The organism is Streptomyces mabaensis, from assembly GCF_053763515.1.
On record NZ_JBSOPZ010000013.1, the window covers coordinates 21,794 to 39,771 of the forward strand.

16 protein-coding genes are annotated in these 17,978 nt (G+C 71.2%); 4 read left to right on the forward strand and 12 right to left on the reverse strand.

The genetic code is table 11. The annotated features are described in order from the left end of the window. Positions 1-302: 302 nt before the first annotated feature. On the forward strand, positions 303-3,569 hold the full coding sequence (locus ACWV17_RS13745; protein WP_455359904.1) for an NACHT domain-containing protein: 3,267 nt from the start codon (positions 303-305) through the stop codon (positions 3,567-3,569). 93 nt (positions 3,570-3,662) lie between these two features. Here the strand turns inward: ACWV17_RS13745 and ACWV17_RS13750 are convergent, their stop codons facing one another. Continuing rightward, a complete protein-coding gene (locus tag ACWV17_RS13750; RefSeq protein WP_455353650.1) occupies positions 3,663-6,191 on the reverse strand; it encodes an ATP-dependent Clp protease ATP-binding subunit in 2,529 nt (842 codons plus the stop codon). A gap of 435 nt (positions 6,192-6,626) precedes the next feature. Between ACWV17_RS13750 and ACWV17_RS13755 the strand changes: the two genes are divergently transcribed. Continuing rightward, a complete protein-coding gene (locus ACWV17_RS13755) occupies positions 6,627-7,214 on the forward strand; it encodes an SCO3374 family protein (RefSeq protein ID WP_455359905.1) in 588 nt (195 codons plus the stop codon). Here the strand turns inward: ACWV17_RS13755 and ACWV17_RS13760 are convergent. The 10 genes from ACWV17_RS13760 to ACWV17_RS13805 form a co-directional block, all read right to left on the reverse strand. Next, positions 7,193-7,531: a histone-like nucleoid-structuring protein Lsr2 gene (locus tag ACWV17_RS13760; protein WP_455353652.1), complete on the reverse strand. Its 339-nt coding sequence runs from the start codon at positions 7,529-7,531 to the stop codon at positions 7,193-7,195. The two genes, ACWV17_RS13755 and ACWV17_RS13760, sit on opposite strands and share 22 nt — an antisense overlap. Positions 7,532-7,694: 163 nt before the next feature. Continuing rightward, a complete protein-coding gene (locus tag ACWV17_RS13765; RefSeq protein ID WP_455359906.1) occupies positions 7,695-8,237 on the reverse strand; it encodes an amino-acid N-acetyltransferase in 543 nt (180 codons plus the stop codon). A gap of 9 nt (positions 8,238-8,246) precedes the next feature. After that, on the reverse strand, positions 8,247-8,645 hold the full coding sequence (locus ACWV17_RS13770; RefSeq protein WP_455353654.1) for a BlaI/MecI/CopY family transcriptional regulator: 399 nt from the start codon (positions 8,643-8,645) through the stop codon (positions 8,247-8,249). A gap of 128 nt (positions 8,646-8,773) precedes the next feature. Further along, positions 8,774-8,956 carry a hypothetical protein gene (locus tag ACWV17_RS13775; protein WP_455353655.1) on the reverse strand — a complete coding sequence of 61 codons (183 nt, stop codon included), beginning with the start codon at positions 8,954-8,956 and terminating at the stop codon, positions 8,774-8,776. A 13-nt stretch (positions 8,957-8,969) separates the two neighbouring features. Then, positions 8,970-9,557, reverse strand: coding sequence for a hypothetical protein (locus ACWV17_RS13780; protein ID WP_455353839.1), 588 nt, complete (start codon positions 9,555-9,557; stop codon positions 8,970-8,972). A gap of 167 nt (positions 9,558-9,724) precedes the next feature. After that, entirely contained in the window at positions 9,725-10,522 is a 798-nt protein-coding gene (locus ACWV17_RS13785) for a type III pantothenate kinase (RefSeq protein WP_455353656.1), read from the reverse strand. Further along, on the reverse strand, positions 10,522-11,505 hold the full coding sequence (nadC, locus tag ACWV17_RS13790) for a carboxylating nicotinate-nucleotide diphosphorylase (RefSeq protein WP_455353657.1): 984 nt from the start codon (positions 11,503-11,505) through the stop codon (positions 10,522-10,524). The genes ACWV17_RS13785 and nadC overlap by 1 nt, the downstream gene beginning before the upstream one ends. A gap of 6 nt (positions 11,506-11,511) precedes the next feature. Next, on the reverse strand, positions 11,512-13,239 hold the full coding sequence (locus ACWV17_RS13795; RefSeq protein WP_455359907.1) for an L-aspartate oxidase: 1,728 nt from the start codon (positions 13,237-13,239) through the stop codon (positions 11,512-11,514). Continuing rightward, on the reverse strand, positions 13,236-14,273 hold the full coding sequence (gene panC / locus ACWV17_RS13800) for a pantoate--beta-alanine ligase (protein ID WP_455359908.1): 1,038 nt from the start codon (positions 14,271-14,273) through the stop codon (positions 13,236-13,238). Before panC ends, ACWV17_RS13795 begins: the two co-directional genes overlap by 4 nt. Next, positions 14,273-15,247: a Rossmann-like and DUF2520 domain-containing protein gene (locus tag ACWV17_RS13805; RefSeq protein ID WP_455359909.1), complete on the reverse strand. Its 975-nt coding sequence runs from the start codon at positions 15,245-15,247 to the stop codon at positions 14,273-14,275. Before ACWV17_RS13805 ends, panC begins: the two co-directional genes overlap by 1 nt. A gap of 92 nt (positions 15,248-15,339) precedes the next feature. Here ACWV17_RS13805 and ACWV17_RS13810 point away from each other — a divergent pair, with 92 nt between their 5' ends. Both ACWV17_RS13810 and ACWV17_RS13815 read left to right on the forward strand, forming a co-directional pair. Beyond that, a complete protein-coding gene (locus tag ACWV17_RS13810; protein ID WP_455360036.1) occupies positions 15,340-16,548 on the forward strand; it encodes a threonine aldolase family protein in 1,209 nt (402 codons plus the stop codon). Between the two features lie 70 nt (positions 16,549-16,618). Then, on the forward strand, positions 16,619-17,236 hold the full coding sequence (locus ACWV17_RS13815) for a Uma2 family endonuclease (protein WP_455359910.1): 618 nt from the start codon (positions 16,619-16,621) through the stop codon (positions 17,234-17,236). Positions 17,237-17,272: 36 nt separating this feature from the next. On the opposite strand, the gene ACWV17_RS13820 is transcribed toward ACWV17_RS13815, so the two are convergent. Next, positions 17,273-17,947: a response regulator gene (locus tag ACWV17_RS13820; protein ID WP_455353663.1), complete on the reverse strand. Its 675-nt coding sequence runs from the start codon at positions 17,945-17,947 to the stop codon at positions 17,273-17,275. Positions 17,948-17,978 lie beyond the last annotated feature (31 nt).

The following is a 17,978-nucleotide window of genomic DNA, read 5'->3' on the forward strand; positions in this document are numbered from 1 at the left end:
TCGGACACCGCGATTCTGCGACTCTGTGGTGGTTTAACCGCAGATCGCGGGCCTTGTGTCCGAATATCCACCTAAGGATCCGCCCCCCTCGCCCCCACCTGGGCGGAGCCCCCACACCACCCGGGCCAGAGGCCCGGCACCCCCACCCGCGGAATCTCCTATTCCACGTAGTACCGCCCAAAACGGCTGTGCGCCTTGTCACCGTCGGCCCCCGCCGGAAGCCCCCCAATCGAGACCGGGGTCACACGCTCCGGCCCTAAGCTGACACCGGAAAACGGGGACCGTTCGGGGGGAAAACGCACATGGATCCGGCAGTCATCGGCGCCCGCCTCGCGTCCAGCGCCGTCGCCCCGCTCGTCCGGAAGCTCTTCGTGACCGAGGGGCCGGGCGCGGGCCTGGTCGACAAGCCGGTCCGGGTCTCGGGACTGGTCTCCTTCCGGGGCGAGAAACGCGCGCTCACCGAGAAGGACGTGGCCAAGCTCGCCGCCGAACTCGTCCGCCGGGCGCTGCGCACCGGCGAGCGCCCCGTCCGGCCCGACGAGGAACAGGCCGTCACCGACGCCCTCACCCGGACCCTGCTGGCACTCGGCGACCTCGACATCGACGACGTCCAGTCCGTCCGCCTCGGGCACGAGGACCTCGCCCGGCGCCTGCTGCGGGCCGCGCGCGGCACCGGGCACCTGTCAGCCGACGCCACGGCCTTCCACGACGGGCTGACCAGGACCGCCTGCCTGCACATCCTGCACTTCTTCACCCAGCGCTCGACTTTCGTCGCCCGCACCCTGGTCGAGCAGAGCCGGTCCCAGGCCCAGCTGATCGCCAGGATGGACGAACTGATCGCCCGCACCCCCCGCCCGGACGCGCGGGACGCCGCCTTCGAGCAGCGCTACCTCGCCCACCTCGCGAAGAAGCACGGCAAGCTCACGATCTACGGCATCGACCTGACGAACTCCCCCGACCGCTGGCAGCTGGACGCCGCGTATCTGAGCCTGGCCGCCTCGGAGCCGGAGAGCCTCCTGCGCACCGTCGCCGAACGTGCCGCGGCCGGCCCCGACGGGACCCGGTGGGCCCACGTCACGCCGCTCGGCCAGGGCGGGGACGACTGCCCCGAGAACCTGGTCCTCGTCGCCGCGAGACCGCTGCCCGCCGACCAGGCGCTGGCCGGCCACGCCCAGGTACTCCTGCGCGGAGTCGCCGGTTCCGGCAAGACCACGCTCGTCCAGTGGCTCGCGGTCTCCGCCGCCCGCCAGGAACTCGACGAGCGGATGGCGTATCTGCGCGACCGCATCCCGTTCGTCCTGCCCCTGCGCACCCTCACCCGGCACGGCGAGCGGCTGCCCGCCCCCGAGCGCTTCCTCGCGGCCATCGGCTCCCCGCTGTCCGGCTCTCAGCCGGCCGGCTGGGCGGATCGCGTACTGACCTCGGGCCGCGGCCTGCTGCTCGTCGACGGCATCGACGAGATCCCCGACACCGAGCGCGAGCGGACCCGCCGCTGGCTGCGCGACCTCCTGGACGCCTTCCCGGGCAACCGCTGGCTCGTCACCTCCCGCCCCTCGGCCGTACGGGAGAACTGGCTGGCCGACGAGGGCTTCGCCGAGCTGACCCTCTCCCCCATGAGCCCCGCCGACGTCGCGGCGTTCATCACCCGCTGGCACACGGCGGCCCGGGGCGACAGCAGGGACCGGGACCGGCTGGACGAGTACGAGACCTCGCTCCGCACCGCCGTACGCACACAGCCGGACCTGGGCAGGCTCGCCACCAATCCCCTGATGTGCGGTCTCATCTGCGCCCTCCACCGCGACCGGCGCGGCTACCTGCCGCACGGCCGCAAGGAGCTGTACGAGGCGGCCCTGACCATGCTTCTCACGCGCCGGGACCGCGAGCGCGACGTGGGCGCCGTGGACGGCATCGACCTCCAGCAGGAGCCCCAGACCCAGCTGCTCCAGCGGCTCGCCTACTGGCTGATCCGCAACGGCCGCACCGAGCTGGACCGCGAGCACGCCGAGCGGATCGTCGGCGAGGCGCTGCCCTCGGTGCCCGTCGCCGCCGCACAGGGCGACGGGGCGGAGATCTTCCGCCATCTCCTGCTGCGCAGCGGTCTGCTGCGCGAGCCCGCCGCCGGTGCGGTCGACTTCGTCCACCGCACCTTCCAGGACTATCTGGGCGCCCGGGCCGCCGTGGAGGCCTGGGACATCGGCCTGCTCATCGCGCACGCGGCGGACGACCAGTGGGAGGACGTGATCCGGCTGGCCGTCGCCCACGCCCGGCCGCGCGAACGGGCGGAGCTGCTCGGCGAGCTGCTGGCCTCGGGCGACCGGGCCGACGGCGCCGCACGAGCCCGCATCTACCTCCTCGCCGCGGCCTGCCTGGAGCACGCCACCGAGCTGGACCCCGTGATCCGGCAGGAGGTCACCCGGCGGGCCGCCACGCTCATCCCGCCGCGCAGCACGGCAGAGGCGCAGAACCTGGCCGGCGTGGGGCCGCTCGTCCTCGACCTGCTGCCCGGCCCCGGCGAGCTGACGGACGACGAGGCCGCCATGGCGGTGATCACCGCGTCGCACATCAGCTCCGACGCCGCCCTCCCGCTGCTCGCCCGCTTCGCCCGTCACCCCTCACTGCGCGTCCGGTCCCAGCTCGTATGGTCCTGGGACCGGTTCGACATCCAGCGGTACGCGGACGAGGTGATCGCCCACCTCGACCCCACCGGTCTCTACTTCAGCGTCCGGTCGGACGAACAACTGGCCGTCCTGCGGGCCATGGGCGGCCGTCCCCTGCTCCAGGCCAAGGGCAGCCTGTCGCCCGGGGAGCTGGCGGCCTATGTGCGGGCCGCGGCACCGACCCACATCCGCCTCAGCCACCACGAGACGCTGGCCGACCTCGGCTTCCTCCGGGAGGCCGGCGAACTCGTCGATCTCTCCGTCGCCGACTGCGCGAGCCTGGTGGACCTCTCGGCCCTGGCAAGCTGCCCTCTGCGGTCCCTGCAGCTGCAGCGGCTGGGAGCGCTGGACGATCTCGGCGTGCTGTCCACGCTGTCCCGGCTGACGGAACTCACCGTGGCCGTGTCGCCCACCACCGGATGGACCCTGGCAGACCTGCCGCGGGACGCGCCGCTCCGGTTGCTCGACCTCGCGCAGGCCGACGCACCCGGCAGGGGGCTGGAGGGCATCGGCCGCTGGACGGATCTGGACACGCTGGTACTCGGGCAGGGGGCCAGCCCCCGGGCAGCCGCCGACTGGGCGGACCTCGCCGGCCTGCGGGAGCTGGCCTCCCTGGTCGTGATCGCCGAGTCCCTGGAGCACTGCCCGGCCGGACTCCGCCTGTCCGGGGTCCGGGACCTGACGCTCACGTACCGATCCTCGGCCGGAGCGGATCTCCGCCGTATTCCGGAGCTCTTCCCGGAACTCGGCACCCTCGCCCTGGTGGGGGACGAGTCGGTACGCCGCGGTCTCGACCTGGCCCCGCTGAGCGCCCTGCCCGCGCTCCAGCGGCTCTACGTACCCATCGGAGCCGGTCCGGTGCAGGGGGCCGACCGGCTCCCGGAGACCGTCGCCGTCCGCGAGGTGTACTGACGCGCGAGGTTTACTGACAGAGGTCCACGGACAAAGGGGCGGCCCCCGGAACCGAGGTTCCGGGGGCCGCCCCTTGTCACACTCAGGCCGCTGTTACGCGTCCTTGCTCAGGTTCGGGCCGGCGCTGCCGCCCGTCGCTTGCTCGATCGGCGGGACGTCCGGCAGAGCGGACTTCTCCTCGCCGCGGAAGGTGAACTTCTTCTCCTCACCCTCGCCCTCGGTGCCCACGACCACGATGTGACCGGGGCGCAGCTCGCCGAAGAGGATCTTCTCCGACAGCACGTCCTCGATCTCCCGCTGGATCGTCCGGCGCAGCGGCCGGGCGCCCATGACCGGGTCGTAGCCCTTCTTGGCGAGGAGCGACTTGGCGTCCGCGCTGAGCTCGAGGCCCATGTCGCGGTCCTTCAGCCGCTCGTCCACCTTGGCGACCATGAGGTCGACGATCTGGATGATGTCTTCCTCGGTGAGCTGGTGGAAGACGACCGTGTCGTCGACGCGGTTGAGGAACTCCGGCCGGAAGTGCTGCTTGAGCTCTTCGTTGACCTTGTTCTTCATCCGGTCGTAGTTCGACTTGGTGTCGCCCTGGGCGGCGAAGCCCAGGTTGAAGCCCTTCGAGATGTCCCGGGTCCCGAGGTTGGTCGTCATGATGATGACCGTGTTCTTGAAGTCCACGACGCGGCCCTGGGAGTCGGTCAGGCGACCGTCCTCCAGGATCTGCAGAAGGGAATTGAAGATATCGGGGTGGGCCTTCTCGACCTCGTCGAAGAGGACGACGGAGAACGGCTTCCGGCGCACCTTCTCGGTGAGCTGGCCACCCTCTTCGTAACCCACGTATCCGGGGGGAGAACCGAAGAGACGGGAAACCGTGTGCTTCTCGCTGAACTCCGACATGTCGAGGGAGATCAGCGCGTCCTCGTCGCCGAAGAGGAATTCGGCGAGCGTCTTGGACAGCTCGGTCTTACCGACACCGGACGGGCCGGCGAAGATGAACGAGCCACCGGGGCGCTTGGGGTCCTTCAGGCCCGCCCGCGTACGGCGGATCGCCTGCGACAGGGCCTTGATGGCGTCCTTCTGGCCGATGACGCGCTTATGGAGCTCGTCCTCCATGCGCAGCAGCCGGGAGGACTCCTCCTCGGTGAGCTTGAAGACCGGGATGCCGGTGGCGGTCGCGAGGACCTCGGCGATCAGCTCCTCGTCCACCTCGGCGACGACGTCCATGTCGCCGGCCTTCCACTCCTTCTCGCGCTTGGTCTTGGCCGCGAGAAGCTGCTTCTCCTTGTCACGGAGGGAGGCCGCCTTCTCGAAGTCCTGCGAGTCGATCGCGGACTCCTTGTCCCGGCGGACACCGGCGATCTTCTCGTCGAACTCACGGAGGTCCGGCGGCGCGGTCATCCGGCGGATGCGCATCCGGGAGCCGGCCTCGTCGATCAGGTCGATCGCCTTGTCCGGCAGGAAGCGGTCCGAGATGTACCGGTCGGCCAGCGTCGCCGCGGCGACCAGCGCGGAGTCCGTGATGGACACGCGGTGGTGCGCCTCGTAACGGTCGCGCAGACCCTTCAGGATCTCGATCGTGTGCGGCAGCGACGGCTCCGCGACCTGGATCGGCTGGAAGCGGCGCTCCAGGGCCGCGTCCTTCTCCAGGTGCTTGCGGTACTCGTCGAGCGTCGTGGCACCGATGGTCTGCAGCTCACCGCGGGCCAGCATCGGCTTGAGGATGCTGGCGGCGTCGATCGCGCCCTCGGCGGCACCCGCACCCACCAGGGTGTGGAGCTCGTCGATGAACAGGATGATGTCGCCGCGGGTGCGGATCTCCTTCAGGACCTTCTTCAGGCGCTCCTCGAAGTCACCGCGGTAGCGGGAGCCGGCGACGAGCGCACCGAGGTCGAGGGTGTAGAGGTGCTTGTCCTTAAGAGTCTCGGGCACCTCGCCCTTGACGATGGCCTGGGCCAGTCCCTCGACGACCGCCGTCTTTCCGACGCCGGGCTCGCCGATGAGGACCGGGTTGTTCTTCGTTCGGCGGGAGAGCACCTGCATGACCCGCTCGATCTCCTTCTCGCGCCCGATGACCGGGTCGAGCTTGGATTCGCGGGCAGCCTGGGTCAGGTTGCGGCCGAACTGGTCCAGGACGAGCGAGGTCGAGGGGGTCCCCTCGGCCGGGCCGCCGGCCGTGGCGGCTTCCTTGCCCTGGTAACCGGAGAGCAGCTGGATGACCTGCTGCCGCACCCGGTTCAGATCGGCGCCCAGCTTCACGAGGACCTGGGCGGCGACGCCCTCGCCCTCGCGGATCAGGCCGAGCAGGATGTGCTCCGTGCCGATGTAGTTGTGGCCGAGCTGAAGGGCCTCGCGGAGCGAGAGCTCCAGGACCTTCTTTGCACGAGGGGTGAAGGGGATGTGCCCGGACGGGGCCTGCTGCCCCTGCCCGATGATCTCCTCCACCTGCTGGCGGACCGCCTCGAGCGAAATCCCGAGGCTCTCCAGGGCCTTAGCGGCGACACCCTCACCCTCGTGGATAAGGCCCAGGAGGATGTGCTCGGTGCCGATGTAGTTGTGGTTGAGCATCCGGGCTTCTTCCTGAGCCAGGACGACAACCCGCCGCGCGCGGTCGGTGAACCTCTCGAACATCGTTAATCGCTCCTCAGAGCGGTCGGGCAGTGAGAGGGGCGTGTCCCCTCCCCGCAGTCCTTCCGCATGCTAGTCCCGCAAGACGGGACAGCTCATTCCAACTGCCGACACCCGTCCTTGGCCTCCTGCCCCGAACAGTCGACAACTGCTCCAACCTGATGGTGCGAGACGATGTTCCCGCAGGCCAGGCAGATACCCGTGCCATCAGTACGCCGATGGCGAACGTGAGACCGCCGGAACTCCGTGTCGCCCCTTCCCACTAGGAATGTCTTACCCGTAAGCACTGACACTCCATGCCGTTTTCCCCGGTTCCCTCAGCTACGGGCGAACATCCTTGCGCCCCCGAAAGCGCCGCCGACCACGCGATTCCACTACGGAAAGCAGTCGCCGCCGGACGCTACGTAACCCACCGGCAGGTGCGGGAGTTCACCGGGCATGGCCCTGACTGTTCCCCTCCAGCGTGCGCCGCTGGACGGCATCGCGCACTGGTACGCACGCGAGCTCGGCTGGCCGGTCGCCGGAGGGGTCCCGGTGGAGTTGCTGACCGGGCTGCGCTTCGACGTGCTGGAGCTGCCGGCCGACGCGGGTTTCGCGGTACTGCGGCGCTTCGCGGCCACCGGTCCGGTGGCGCTCGCGGGTGGGGTCCCCCATGCCGAAGGCGAGGGGAGGATGCAGCTGCTGGTGGCCGCGGGGAGCGCGGACGAGCTGGACGGGCTGCTCGACTGGCTCGACTGGGGCGGGCTCGCCCTCGATCTGACCGCGACGGGTGCGGGCGGCCGGATCACCGCCCCCGCGCCGCCCGGATTCCCGGGGGCGGGCTCGCGGGGGGCCGCCGGATGGCTGCGGCCCCCCGAGCCGGGGTGCGAGGCAACGCTTCCGGCCATGGCCCCGCTGGGGCACGTTGCCGGACTCGGGGACATTGGGGGTGCCCCCGATCTCGTACGGCTGGTGGACGCGGCAGCGACGGAATGCCACCGGGCCCGGCTGCTGCGTACGAATACTCAGCCGTTGGCCTTCTCGTAGGCCTCGCGGATCTCGGCGGGAACGCGGCCGCGGTCGTTGACGCTGTAGTTGTTCGCCTTGGCCCACGCGCGGATCTCGGCGGTGTCCTTGCTGCCGCCGGCGGCGACCGCACGGCCCTTGCCCCGGCCGGTCGCGGCACGGCCCCCGGTACGCCGTCCACTCTTGGTGTACGGGTCGAGGAGACCCCGGAGCTTGTCCGCGTTGGCGGTGGTGAGGTCGATCTCGTAGGTCTTGCCGTCCAGCGCGAACGTCACGGTCTCGTCCGCCTCGCCACCGTCGAGGTCATCGACAAGAAGGACCTGAACCTTCTGTGCCACCGGATTTCCTTTCATCGAAAATGCAGTACGCGGAAAGGAAACCGCTTTTGCCTGGAAAACACAAACCCCTGGCAGAGGTTCAGGAGTCAGCCGGCCCGGGAAACGTGCGCGATTCGGACATAGGCCCCGCGGAGCGGCCGCGTCCGGGAATAGCGGCGGACGATCACAGGTGCAGAAGCATCCGGCTGTTGCCCAAGGTGTTCGGCTTCACTCGTTCGAGACCGAGGAACTCCGCGACGCCCTCGTCATAGGAACGCAGCAGCTCGCTGTAGACATCTCCGTCGACCGGAGTCTCGCCGATCTCGACGAAGCCGTGCTTCGCGAAGAAGTCCACTTCGAAGGTGAGGCAGAATACCCGGCGCACCCCGAGCCAGCGGGCCGTCTGCAAGAGCTTGCCCAGTACCTGATGCCCTACTCCGGCGCCCCGGAACTCCCGGTCGATGGCCAGAGTGCGTACTTCCGCCAGGTCCTCCCACATCACGTGCAGTGCTCCGCAGCCGACCACCTGGGCGTCCTCGTCACGTTCCGCGACCCAGAACTCCTGGATGTCCTCGTAAAGCGTGACCGTCGCTTTGTCGAGCAGGATCCGATCGCGAACGTAGGAGTCCAGGAGTCGTCGAACCGTCGGCACATCGCTCGTCCGCGCCCGGCGGATGGTGACGGCTTTTGCGTTTGCATGGGGAACGTGAGGATGCGCAGGTGCCATGAAGGGACGCTATCGCCCCGTCTCGCCACCGCCACCTCCGGCATCGGCATCGGGCTGAACCACGCGCACCGCGTCACGCAGCGCTTCGCGCTGTTCGGGCGACATCATGCCGAAGAAGGCGACGAGGGCCGCGGCGGCGTTGTCACTCGTCGACCAGGCTTCGTTCATCAGTGCGGCCGAGTAGGCGGCCCTGGTGGAGACCGCCGTATATCGATAGGCACGGCCTTCCGCTTCCCTGCGCACCCAGCCCTTCTGATGGAGATTGTCCATAACCGTCATGACGGTGGTGTAGGCGATGGACCGTTCCTTCTGAAGGTCTTCCAGGACTTCCCGGACGGTGACCGGGCGGTTCCACTGCCACACCCGCGTCATGACGGCGTCTTCGAGTTCTCCCAAGGGGCGAGGCACACGAGAACGATAGTCGCAGATGTCCCGATTGGCTTGATATTTGCACAACAAAATCGGCGTACGGCTCGAAAAGAGCCGTACGCCGCGAGGTCGTACGTCCGGTCCGGCCGCGCCGGGGCCGCGAGGGGTCAGGCGGTGCCGCCGGGCCGCGGCGTCTGCCGCGCCGCCTCGGCCCGGGCGATCGCGGCGTCGACGGCCGCGTCCTCCTTGGCCTTGTTGGCGCCGCCCTGGCTCTTGACGATGGTCACGATCAGGGCGATGAAGAAGGCGGCCATCACCACGGGCGGCACAAGCGCGGATACGTAGTCCATGCCTTCAGAGTAGCTACCCGGCGGCTCGCTCCTCCGGTGGGGGCGCGGGCTTGCGGCGGGGCGGGAACACCTCGCCCGGGGTCGGGATCGGGCGGTCCGGCTTGGGCGGCGAGGCGGGGGTGGGCCGGGCCGGCTTGGGTTCCTCCGGCTTCTCCTTGCCGCCGGGCAGCGCGAGCAGCCGGGTACGCGGCGCGGGGGGTACGGAGGCGGGCGCCTGGGCGGTACGGCCGGCCAGGCGGGCCCGTACGGACCGCTCCGCCAGCACCTGGCAGCGGCTCAGCAGGGCCGCGCCGACCGGGTTGCCGCGCAGCGTGCGCAGCGCGGCGAGGTCGTCGGGGCCCGGGAGATGGCCGGCGGCGAGGGCGTCCTGGAGCAGCTCCAGATAACCGGTCGCCGTGCCGGGCAGCGCGGCCCGGTAGCGGCCGAGATCCGCGAGCAGGAACGCCCGGAGCCGGCCGCCTTCGTGGACCGCTTCGTCCACGGAGTCCGCCAGGCGCAGGCAGTCCTGGACGTCCTCGTCCGTCAGGGGCGTGGAGTCGGAGTGGAGGGCATGGGCGAGGGCGCGCCGGAGCACACGCAGCTCATCTGCGCTGAACGCCATGCCGCCACGGGAACCGTATGGCGTGGGCATGAACCGAAGATACGCACTAATCGGAAGAAAGCCGCTCAACGTCAATCACCCGGCGTGGTGGTACTCCTCCCGTGCCCGGGCCGCGGGAGGAGCCACGGCCGCCACGGCCCCTGCGGCCACCGCACGGGAGGCAGCCGTCAGAACGACGCCACGTTGCGCTCGTACACCAGGCGCAGTCCGATCAGCGTCAGCCACGGCTCGTGCTCGTCGATCACCGACGCCTCGCCCAGCACCATCGGCGCGAGGCCGCCCGTCGCGATGACCGTGACGTCCTCGGGGTCCTCGGCCAGTTCCCGGGCCATCCGGCTGACCACTCCGTCGACCTGCCCGGCGAAGCCGTACAGGATGCCGGACTGCATCGCTTCGACCGTGTTCTTGCCGATCACGCTGCGCGGCCGGGCCAGCTCGATCTTGCGGAGCTGCGCGCCCTTGACGCCGAGCGCCTCGACCGAGATCTCGATGCCCGGCGCGATGACGCCGCCCGCGTACTCGCCGCGGGCCGACACCGCGTCGAACGTCGTCGCCGTACCGAAGTCGACGACGATCGCCGGGCCGCCATACAGCTCGACCGCCGCGACCGCGTTGATGATGCGGTCGGCGCCGACCTCCTTGGGGTTGTCCATGAGGATCGGGACCCCGGTCTTGATGCCGGGCTCGACCAGGACGGCCGGCACGTCCCCGTAGTACCGGCGGGTGACCTCGCGCAGCTCGTGCAGGACCGAGGGGACGGTCGAGCAGATCGCGATGCCCTCGATGCCGTCGCCGAGCTCCTCGCCGAGCAGCGGGTGCATGCCCATCAGGCCCTGGAGGAGTACGGCGAGCTCGTCCGCCGTGCGGCGGGCGTCGGTGGAGATGCGCCAGTGCTCGACGATCTCCTCGCCGTCGAAGAGGCCGAGGACGGTGTGGGTGTTGCCGACGTCGATGGTGAGCAGCATCAGGCTTCGACCTCACGCAGGTCGAGACCGATGTCGAGGATCGGGGAGGAGTGGGTGAGCCCGCCGACCGCGAGGTAGTCGACCCCCGTCTCGGCGTACGCGCGGGCGGTGTCCAGGGTCAGCCGGCCCGAGGACTCCAGGAAGGCCTTCCCGGCGACGGCCCTGACCGCCTCCGCGGTCTGCGCCGGGGTGAAGTTGTCCAGCAGGATCAGGTCCGCGCCCGCCTCCAGCACCTCGCCGACCTGGTCGAGGGTGTCGACCTCGACCTCGATCGGCACGTCCGGGAAGGCCTTGCGTACGGCGTTGAAGGCTTCCGCCACCCCGCCCGCGGCGACCACGTGGTTGTCCTTGACCAGAGCCGCGTCGGACAGCGACATCCGGTGGTTGACGCCGCCGCCGCAGCGGACCGCGTACTTCTCCAGGGCGCGCAGGCCCGGCGTCGTCTTGCGGGTGTCGCGGACCTTCGCCCCGGTGCCTTCGAGGACATCGGCCCAGGCGCGGGTGGCGGTCGCGATGCCCGACAGCCGGCACAGGATGTTCAGCGCGCTGCGCTCGCCGGTGAGCAGGTCGCGGGTGCGGGTGGTGACGGACAGCAGCTTCTGCCCGGCCTCGACCCGGTCGCCGTCCTCGACGTGCCGCTCCACCTCGAACGCGTCGGTGCAGACGAGGGAGAGCACCGCCTCGGCGATCCGCAGACCCGCGACCGTACCGGCCTCGCGGGCGGTGAAGTCGGCGGTGGCGACGGCGTCCTCGGGGACGGTCGCGACGGTCGTCACGTCCACGCCCCCGTCGAGGTCCTCCGCGATCGCCATATGCGCGATGTCCTCGACCAGTACGGGGTCCAGGCCCGCGTCGGCGAGGAGCTGGGCCAGGGCGGGGTCGAGGCCGCACTCCATGGCGTCGTCGTACGCGTCGTCCGCACCGCAGCCGCAGGAGTCACCGCAGCCGGTCGGGACGAGGGGAAGGTCGTTCGGGGTGGACACGGTCGGTCACTGCTCCTGGGGACGGGTTGCCGGAGGGACGGTGGGCACGGTGGGCGGAAAGTCGGCCGAGGAAGTGCGGCGGACCACCAGGGCCCGCTTCTCGCTCCTGGAGAGTCGCACGACGAGATGGCGGTGCCAGTTCACGTCGTCGCGGCCCGGATGGTCCTCGCGCCAGTGGCAGCCGCGCGTCTCCTGGCGTTCCAGGGCGGCGGCGACCAGGACCCGGGCGACGCACAGCAGGTTGGTGGCCTCCCAGGTGTCGACCCCCGGCTCGGCGGTCTTGCCGTGCGTCTCCAGGTCGTTCAGCGCCGAGAGGTACAGGGCTTCGAGGGCGTCGGCCGCGTCCGCGAGGCTCTCGGCGGAGCGCAGCACCCCGGCACCGTGGGACATGATCTGCTGGATCGCGAGACGCGTCTCGGGCGCGAGCAGCGGCACGGTGGAAGGTTCCGGCACGCACGGCTCGCCGACCGCCGCCACCGCCGCCGCGTTCGCCGCGATGTCCTCGGCGATGCGCTCGGCGAAGACCAGGCCCTCCAGCAGCGAGTTGGAGGCGAGCCGGTTCGCGCCGTGGACGCCCGTGCAGGCGACCTCGCCGCACGCGTACAGGCCGGGGACCGTGGTGCGGCCGCGCAGGTCGGTCCGTACGCCGCCGCTGGCGTAGTGCGCGGCGGGCGCGACCGGGACGGGCTCGGTCACCGGGTCGATGCCGTTGCCGCGGCAGGCGGCGAGGATGGTCGGGAAGCGGTGCTCCCACATCTCGGCGCCGAAGTGGCGGGCGTCCAGGTACATGTGCTGGGCGCCCTGTTCCTGCATGCGGCGCATGATGGCCTTCGCCACGATGTCGCGCGGGGCCAGCTCCGCCAGCTCGTGCTGTCCGAGCATGAACCGCACGCCGTCCGCGTCGACGAGATACGCGCCCTCCCCGCGCACCGCCTCGGAGACCAGCGGCTGCTGGCCCTCCGCGTCCGCGCCGAGGAAGAGCACGGTCGGATGGAACTGGACGAACTCCAGGTCGGACACCTCGGCGCCGGCGCGCAGCGCGAGAGCCACCCCGTCACCGGTGGACACCGACGGGTTGGTGGTGGCGGAGAAGACCTGGCCCATACCGCCGGTCGCCAGGATCACCGCCGGGGCGTGCACCGCGCCGACGCCGTCGTGCTGGCCCTCGCCCATGACGTGCAGGGTGACGCCAGCCGTCCGGCCTTCGGCGTCGTGGAGGAGGTCGAGGACGAGCGCGTTCTCGACGGTCTCGATACGTGAGGCGTGGACGGCCTCGACCAGCGCGCGGGAGATCTCCGCGCCGGTCGCGTCGCCGCCCGCGTGCGCGATACGCCGGCGGTGGTGGCCGCCCTCGCGGGTCAGCTCGATCTCGCCGGTCGCGGCGGAGGTGTCGAACACGGCGCCGGTGGCGATCAGCCGCCGTACCGCGTCAGGGCCTTCGGTGACCAGCGTCCGTACGGCCTCCTCGTCGCACAGCCCCGCGCCCGCGACCAGCGTGTCGTCCAGGTGCTGGCCGGGGGTGTCGCCGTCGCCGAGGGCGGCCGCGATGCCGCCCTGCGCCCACCGGGTGGAGCCGTCGTCCAGGCGCGCCTTGGTGACCACCACGGTCTTACGGCCCGCCGCGGCGCACCGCAGCGCGGCCGTGAGCCCCGCGACGCCGGAGCCCACGACCACGACGTCGGCGGTGATCGCCCAGCCGGGGGCAGGGGCGTGCAGGCGTATACCGGTGGTCACTTGGGCTCTCCACTGTGTCGGATCGGGGAAAAGGCCAGCGGAAGATTGTCGATCAGGCGGGTGCTGCCCACCTTCGCGGCCACGGCGAGGATCGCGTCCCCGGTGTGGTCGTCGGGGACCTCGGTGAAGTCGGCCGGGTCCACCAGCGCCAGGTAGTCGAGGGCGAGCGGCGGCTGCGCGCGGGCGGCCTCGTCGAGTACGGCCCGCGCGGCGGCGCGGACCGCCGTGGGCAGTCCGTCCGCGGCGCGGGCTATGGCGTGGGCGTCCGCGGAGGCGCGGGCCTCGCCGATCTTGGCCAGCGCGGCGGCGCGCTCGTCGGTGGCGGGCACGGACTCGGCGCGGGCGCGCAGCGCCTCCTGGGCGGCGAGCCGGTCGCTGCCCGCGAACAGGGCGCGGGAGAGGGCGAGGGCCGTGCGCCGCTCGGCGACGGAGAGATAGCGGTTGCGGCTGGACAGCGCGAGGCCGTCGGGCTCGCGGACGGTCGGCACGCCGACGATCTCCGCGTCGAGGTTGAGGTCCTTGGCCATGCGTCTGATCAGCGCGAGCTGCTGAGCGTCCTTCTGTCCGAAGAAGGCGGTGTCCGGGCTGACGATGTTCAGCAGCTTCAGTACGACGGTCAGCATGCCGTCGAAGTGGCCCGGGCGCGAAGCCCCCTCGTAGCGCTCGCCCATGGTGCCCGCGGTGACCCGCACTTCGGGCTCGCCTTCCGGGTACATCTGCTGGACGGAGGGGGCGAAGACGACGTCGACGCTCTCCCTCCGGCAGACCTCCAGGTCGGCGTCGAGGGTGCGGGGGTACTTGTCGAGGTCCTCGCCCACGCCGAACTGCAGAGGATTGACAAAGATGGTGACTGCCACCCGGCCCTGCCTGCCGACCCGGTCGCGGGCGGCGCGCATCAGGGTGGCGTGCCCTTCGTGGAGGGCGCCCATCGTCATGACGACGGCCGTAGGCACATAGTCCGGGTCGGGGTTGAACGCCTCGTGGAAGTCCTCGACGGTGTGCGTCAGGACGGTGGTACGGCGGCGGCCGAACATCAGGCGTTCCCTCCGTCTGCCAGTACGTCGAGCAGATCCTCGGCCAGTTCGGGCTTGAGCAGGCCGTGCGCCAGCGCTCGGTCGGCGGTCGTACGGGCCATCGCGAGGTAGCCGGCCACGGTCTGCGGCGCGTGCTTGCGCAGCTCGGCGATGTGCGCCGCGACCGTACCCGCGTCGCCGCGCGCCACCGGGCCGGTCAGGGCCGCGTCCCCGGACCGCAGGGCGTTGTCGAGGGCCGCGCCGAGCAGCGGGCCGAGCATACGGTCGGGGGCGGTCACTCCTGCCGCGCTCAGCAGCTCCATGGCCTGGGCGACCAGGGTGACCAGGTGGTTCGCGCCGAGCGCGAGGGCCGCGTGGTAGAGCGGACGGGCCTCCTCCTCGATCCACTCGGGCTCGCCGCCCATCTCGATGACCAGCGCCTCGGCCGCGAGCCGCAGCTCCTCGGGCGCGGTGACACCGAAGGAGCAGCCGGCCAGCCGCTGGACGTCGACGGCTGTGCCGGTGAACGTCATGGCGGGGTGCAGGGCGAGCGGCAGGGCGCCGGCCCGGCGGGCCGGGTCCAGCACGGCCGTCCCGTACCGGCCGGAGGTGTGCACGAGCAACTGGCCGGGGCGTACGGCGCCGGTCTCGGCGAGGCCTTCTACCAGGCCGGGCAGGGCGTCGTCGGGGACGGTCAGCAGCACCAGTTCGGCGCGTTCGAGCACCTGGGCGGGCGGCACGACCGGGACATCGGGGAGCAGCGTCGCGGCCCTGCGGACGGAGGCGTCGGATACCCCGGAGACGGCGACCGGCCGGTGCCCGGCGAGCTGGAGCGACGCGGCGAGGGCAGGGCCGACCCGGCCCGCGCCGACCACGCCGACGGTGAGTCGGGCGGGGCGGGCGGAGTGGTCACTGGGGTTCGCTGGGTGGGATGCGTTCACGCGCGACGGCCTTCCGTTCCAGTCCGCGGGGGGTACCGGACGATTCCTCGTCATGCTACGCCAGCGTCACTGCGCGCCTGTTGGCTGTCCACAGGCTGTGGGCGCCGGCGCGGGGGGTGGGCGATGATCGACGGATGGCGGAACGGATGGCGGGTCCAGCGGAAACGGCGGATACGGCACTGGGGCGACCGGATGCGGCGGGCGCGTCCGGGACCGCGGAGCCGGACGAGACGGACCGGCGGCAGCGCAGGGTCGCCGCCTGGCGGGCATCGAAGCGGCTGCTGTGGCGCGTCTCGGGCGACGCGACGATCGGCGAGCGGCTGACCGCGCTGGCGGCGGACGCCGGCTCGGTGATCGACGTCTCCGAGGGGGTCGACTTCTACGGCCTCGGGGTGGTCGCCGAGCTGGAGCGACGGGTCGCCGACCTGCTGGACCTGGAGGCCGCCGCGTTCTTCCCCACCGGCACGATGGCCCAGCAGGTGGCGCTGCGCTGCTGGGCGGGACGCACCGGCAACCCGGTCGTCGCGCTGCACCCGCTGGCTCATCCGGAGCTGCACGAGGGGGGCGCCCTGCCCGTCGTCAGCGGGCTGCGGACCGTACATCCGACGGCCGAGCCGCGGCTGCCGACCGCGCGGGAGGTGCGCGACTGCGACGAGCCGTTCGGGACGCTGATGCTGGAACTGCCGCTGCGGGAGGCGGGCTTCGTCCTGCCGTCGTGGGACGAGCTGACCGAGGTGGTGGAGGCCGCCCGGGAAAGGGATGCGGTGGTGCACCTCGACGGCGCACGGCTGTGGGAGTGCGCCCCCCACTTCGGCCGCACTCTCCCGGAGATCGCGGCCCTCGCGGACAGCGTGTACGTGTCCTTCTACAAGTCACTCGACGGCATGTCCGGCGCGGTGCTCGCCGGCTCGCAGTCGCTGGTGGACGAGGCGCGGGTGTGGCGCCACCGGTACGGCGGCCTGGTCTTCCAGCAGTACCCGGCCGTGCTGAGCGCCCTGCTCGGCCTGGACCGGGAACTGCCCCGGCTGCCGTCGTACGTCGCACACGCCAAGGTGGTCGCGGCCGCGCTGCGGGACGGCTTCCGGGAGGCAGGGGTGCCGTGGTTCCGGGTGCACCCGGAGGTGCCGCACACGCACCAGTTCCAGATGTGGCTGCCGTACGAGGCGGACGTACTGGACGAGGCGTCGGTGCGCCAGGCGGAGGAGACGGGCGTGACGCTCTTCCGCCGCTGGTTCGCGCACTCGCCGCCGCCGGGGCTGTCGGTCACGGAGCTGACGGTGTCGGCGCCAGGCCTGGACTGGACACCGGACGAAGTGAAAGCGGCGGTGGCGGACTTCGTGACACGGCTTCCCTAGCCAGCTCCAGGCGGCAGCAGTTGTCAGTGGCTGTGGCTACCCTGAAAGTCCCAGGCATGAGGAGGTTGCTGTGACAGCCGTCGACGACCGGCCGGGCGTGCACGCTCAGATGCAGCTGGAGCAGTTCGAAGCCCTCGCCGCCGCCGCCGCGCGCGAGGCCGATGGCCTGCGCCTGGAGTTCATCGACGGGAAGCTGGGGGTCAAGGCTGTGCCGGACGGGCTGCACGAGACGATCACCATGTGGCTGGTGCGCCAGTGCTTGCAGCACAACCCGGCGCTCGATCTGCACACCGGCCAAGGGCTCAAGATCCAGACGTACCGCAAGGGTCGCGCCCGCCCCGACGGCACCCTCGCCCCCGTGGGCCACTTCGTCCGGGCCGGGGAGTGGGCCGCCCCCGACGGTGTGCTCATGACGGTCGAGGTCACCTCCCATGACCGCGACACCAACCAGCGTGACCGCATCGACAAGCCCCGCGCCTACGCCGAGAGCGGCATCCCGGTCTATCTGCTCGTCGACCGCGAGGTCGGCGAAGTCACGGTCTACAGCGAGCCCGTGGGCGGCTCCTACCAGGAGCGCCACACCGCCGCATTCGGCAAGACCGTCACCCTGCCCGACCCGGTGGGCGTCACCCTCGACACCGAGCGGCTCAAGGCCTGGAGCAGCGAGGCCGCAGAGACCGGCGAGTAATCAGGCAAGCGGTCAGGCAAGCGGCCAGTCAGGCGCTCAGACCGCTCCGCCGCCCGCCCGGACCAGGCCCGTCTCGTACGCCAGGACCACCACCTGCACCCGGTCGCGCAGGCCCAGCTTGGTCAGGATGCGGCCCACGTGCGTCTTGACCGTCGCCTCCGACAACACCAGCCGCGCCGCGATCTCGCCGTTCGACAGCCCCTGCGCGACCAGCAGCATGACCTCGCGCTCGCGTTCCGTCAGGCGCTCGATCTCCTTGCGCTCCGGCTCCTTGCCGCTGCTCGGCAGCATCGGCGCGAACCGGTCCAGCAGCCGGCGCGTCGTCGACGGTGCGACCACCGCGTCGCCGCTGTGCACCGCCCGGATCGCGCCGAGCAGTTCGGCCGGCGGCACGTCCTTGAGCATGAAGCCGCTCGCACCCGCCTTCAGGCCGGAGAAGGCGTACTCGTCCAGGTCGAACGTGGTCAGAATGATGACCTTCGGGTGGATCTCCTGCCCGCAGATGCGGCGGGTCGCCTCCACCCCGTCCAGCTTCGGCATCCGTACGTCCATCAGCACGACGTCGACCGACGTCGACCGCAGCACCTCGATCGCCTCGACGCCGTCGCCCGCCTCCGCGACGACCTCCATGTCGGGCTGGGCGGCCAGCACCATACGGAAGCCGGTGCGCAGCAGCACCTGGTCGTCGACGAGCATCACGCGGATCGACATGTGTCGTCCCTTTCGTATGAATACGTACTGG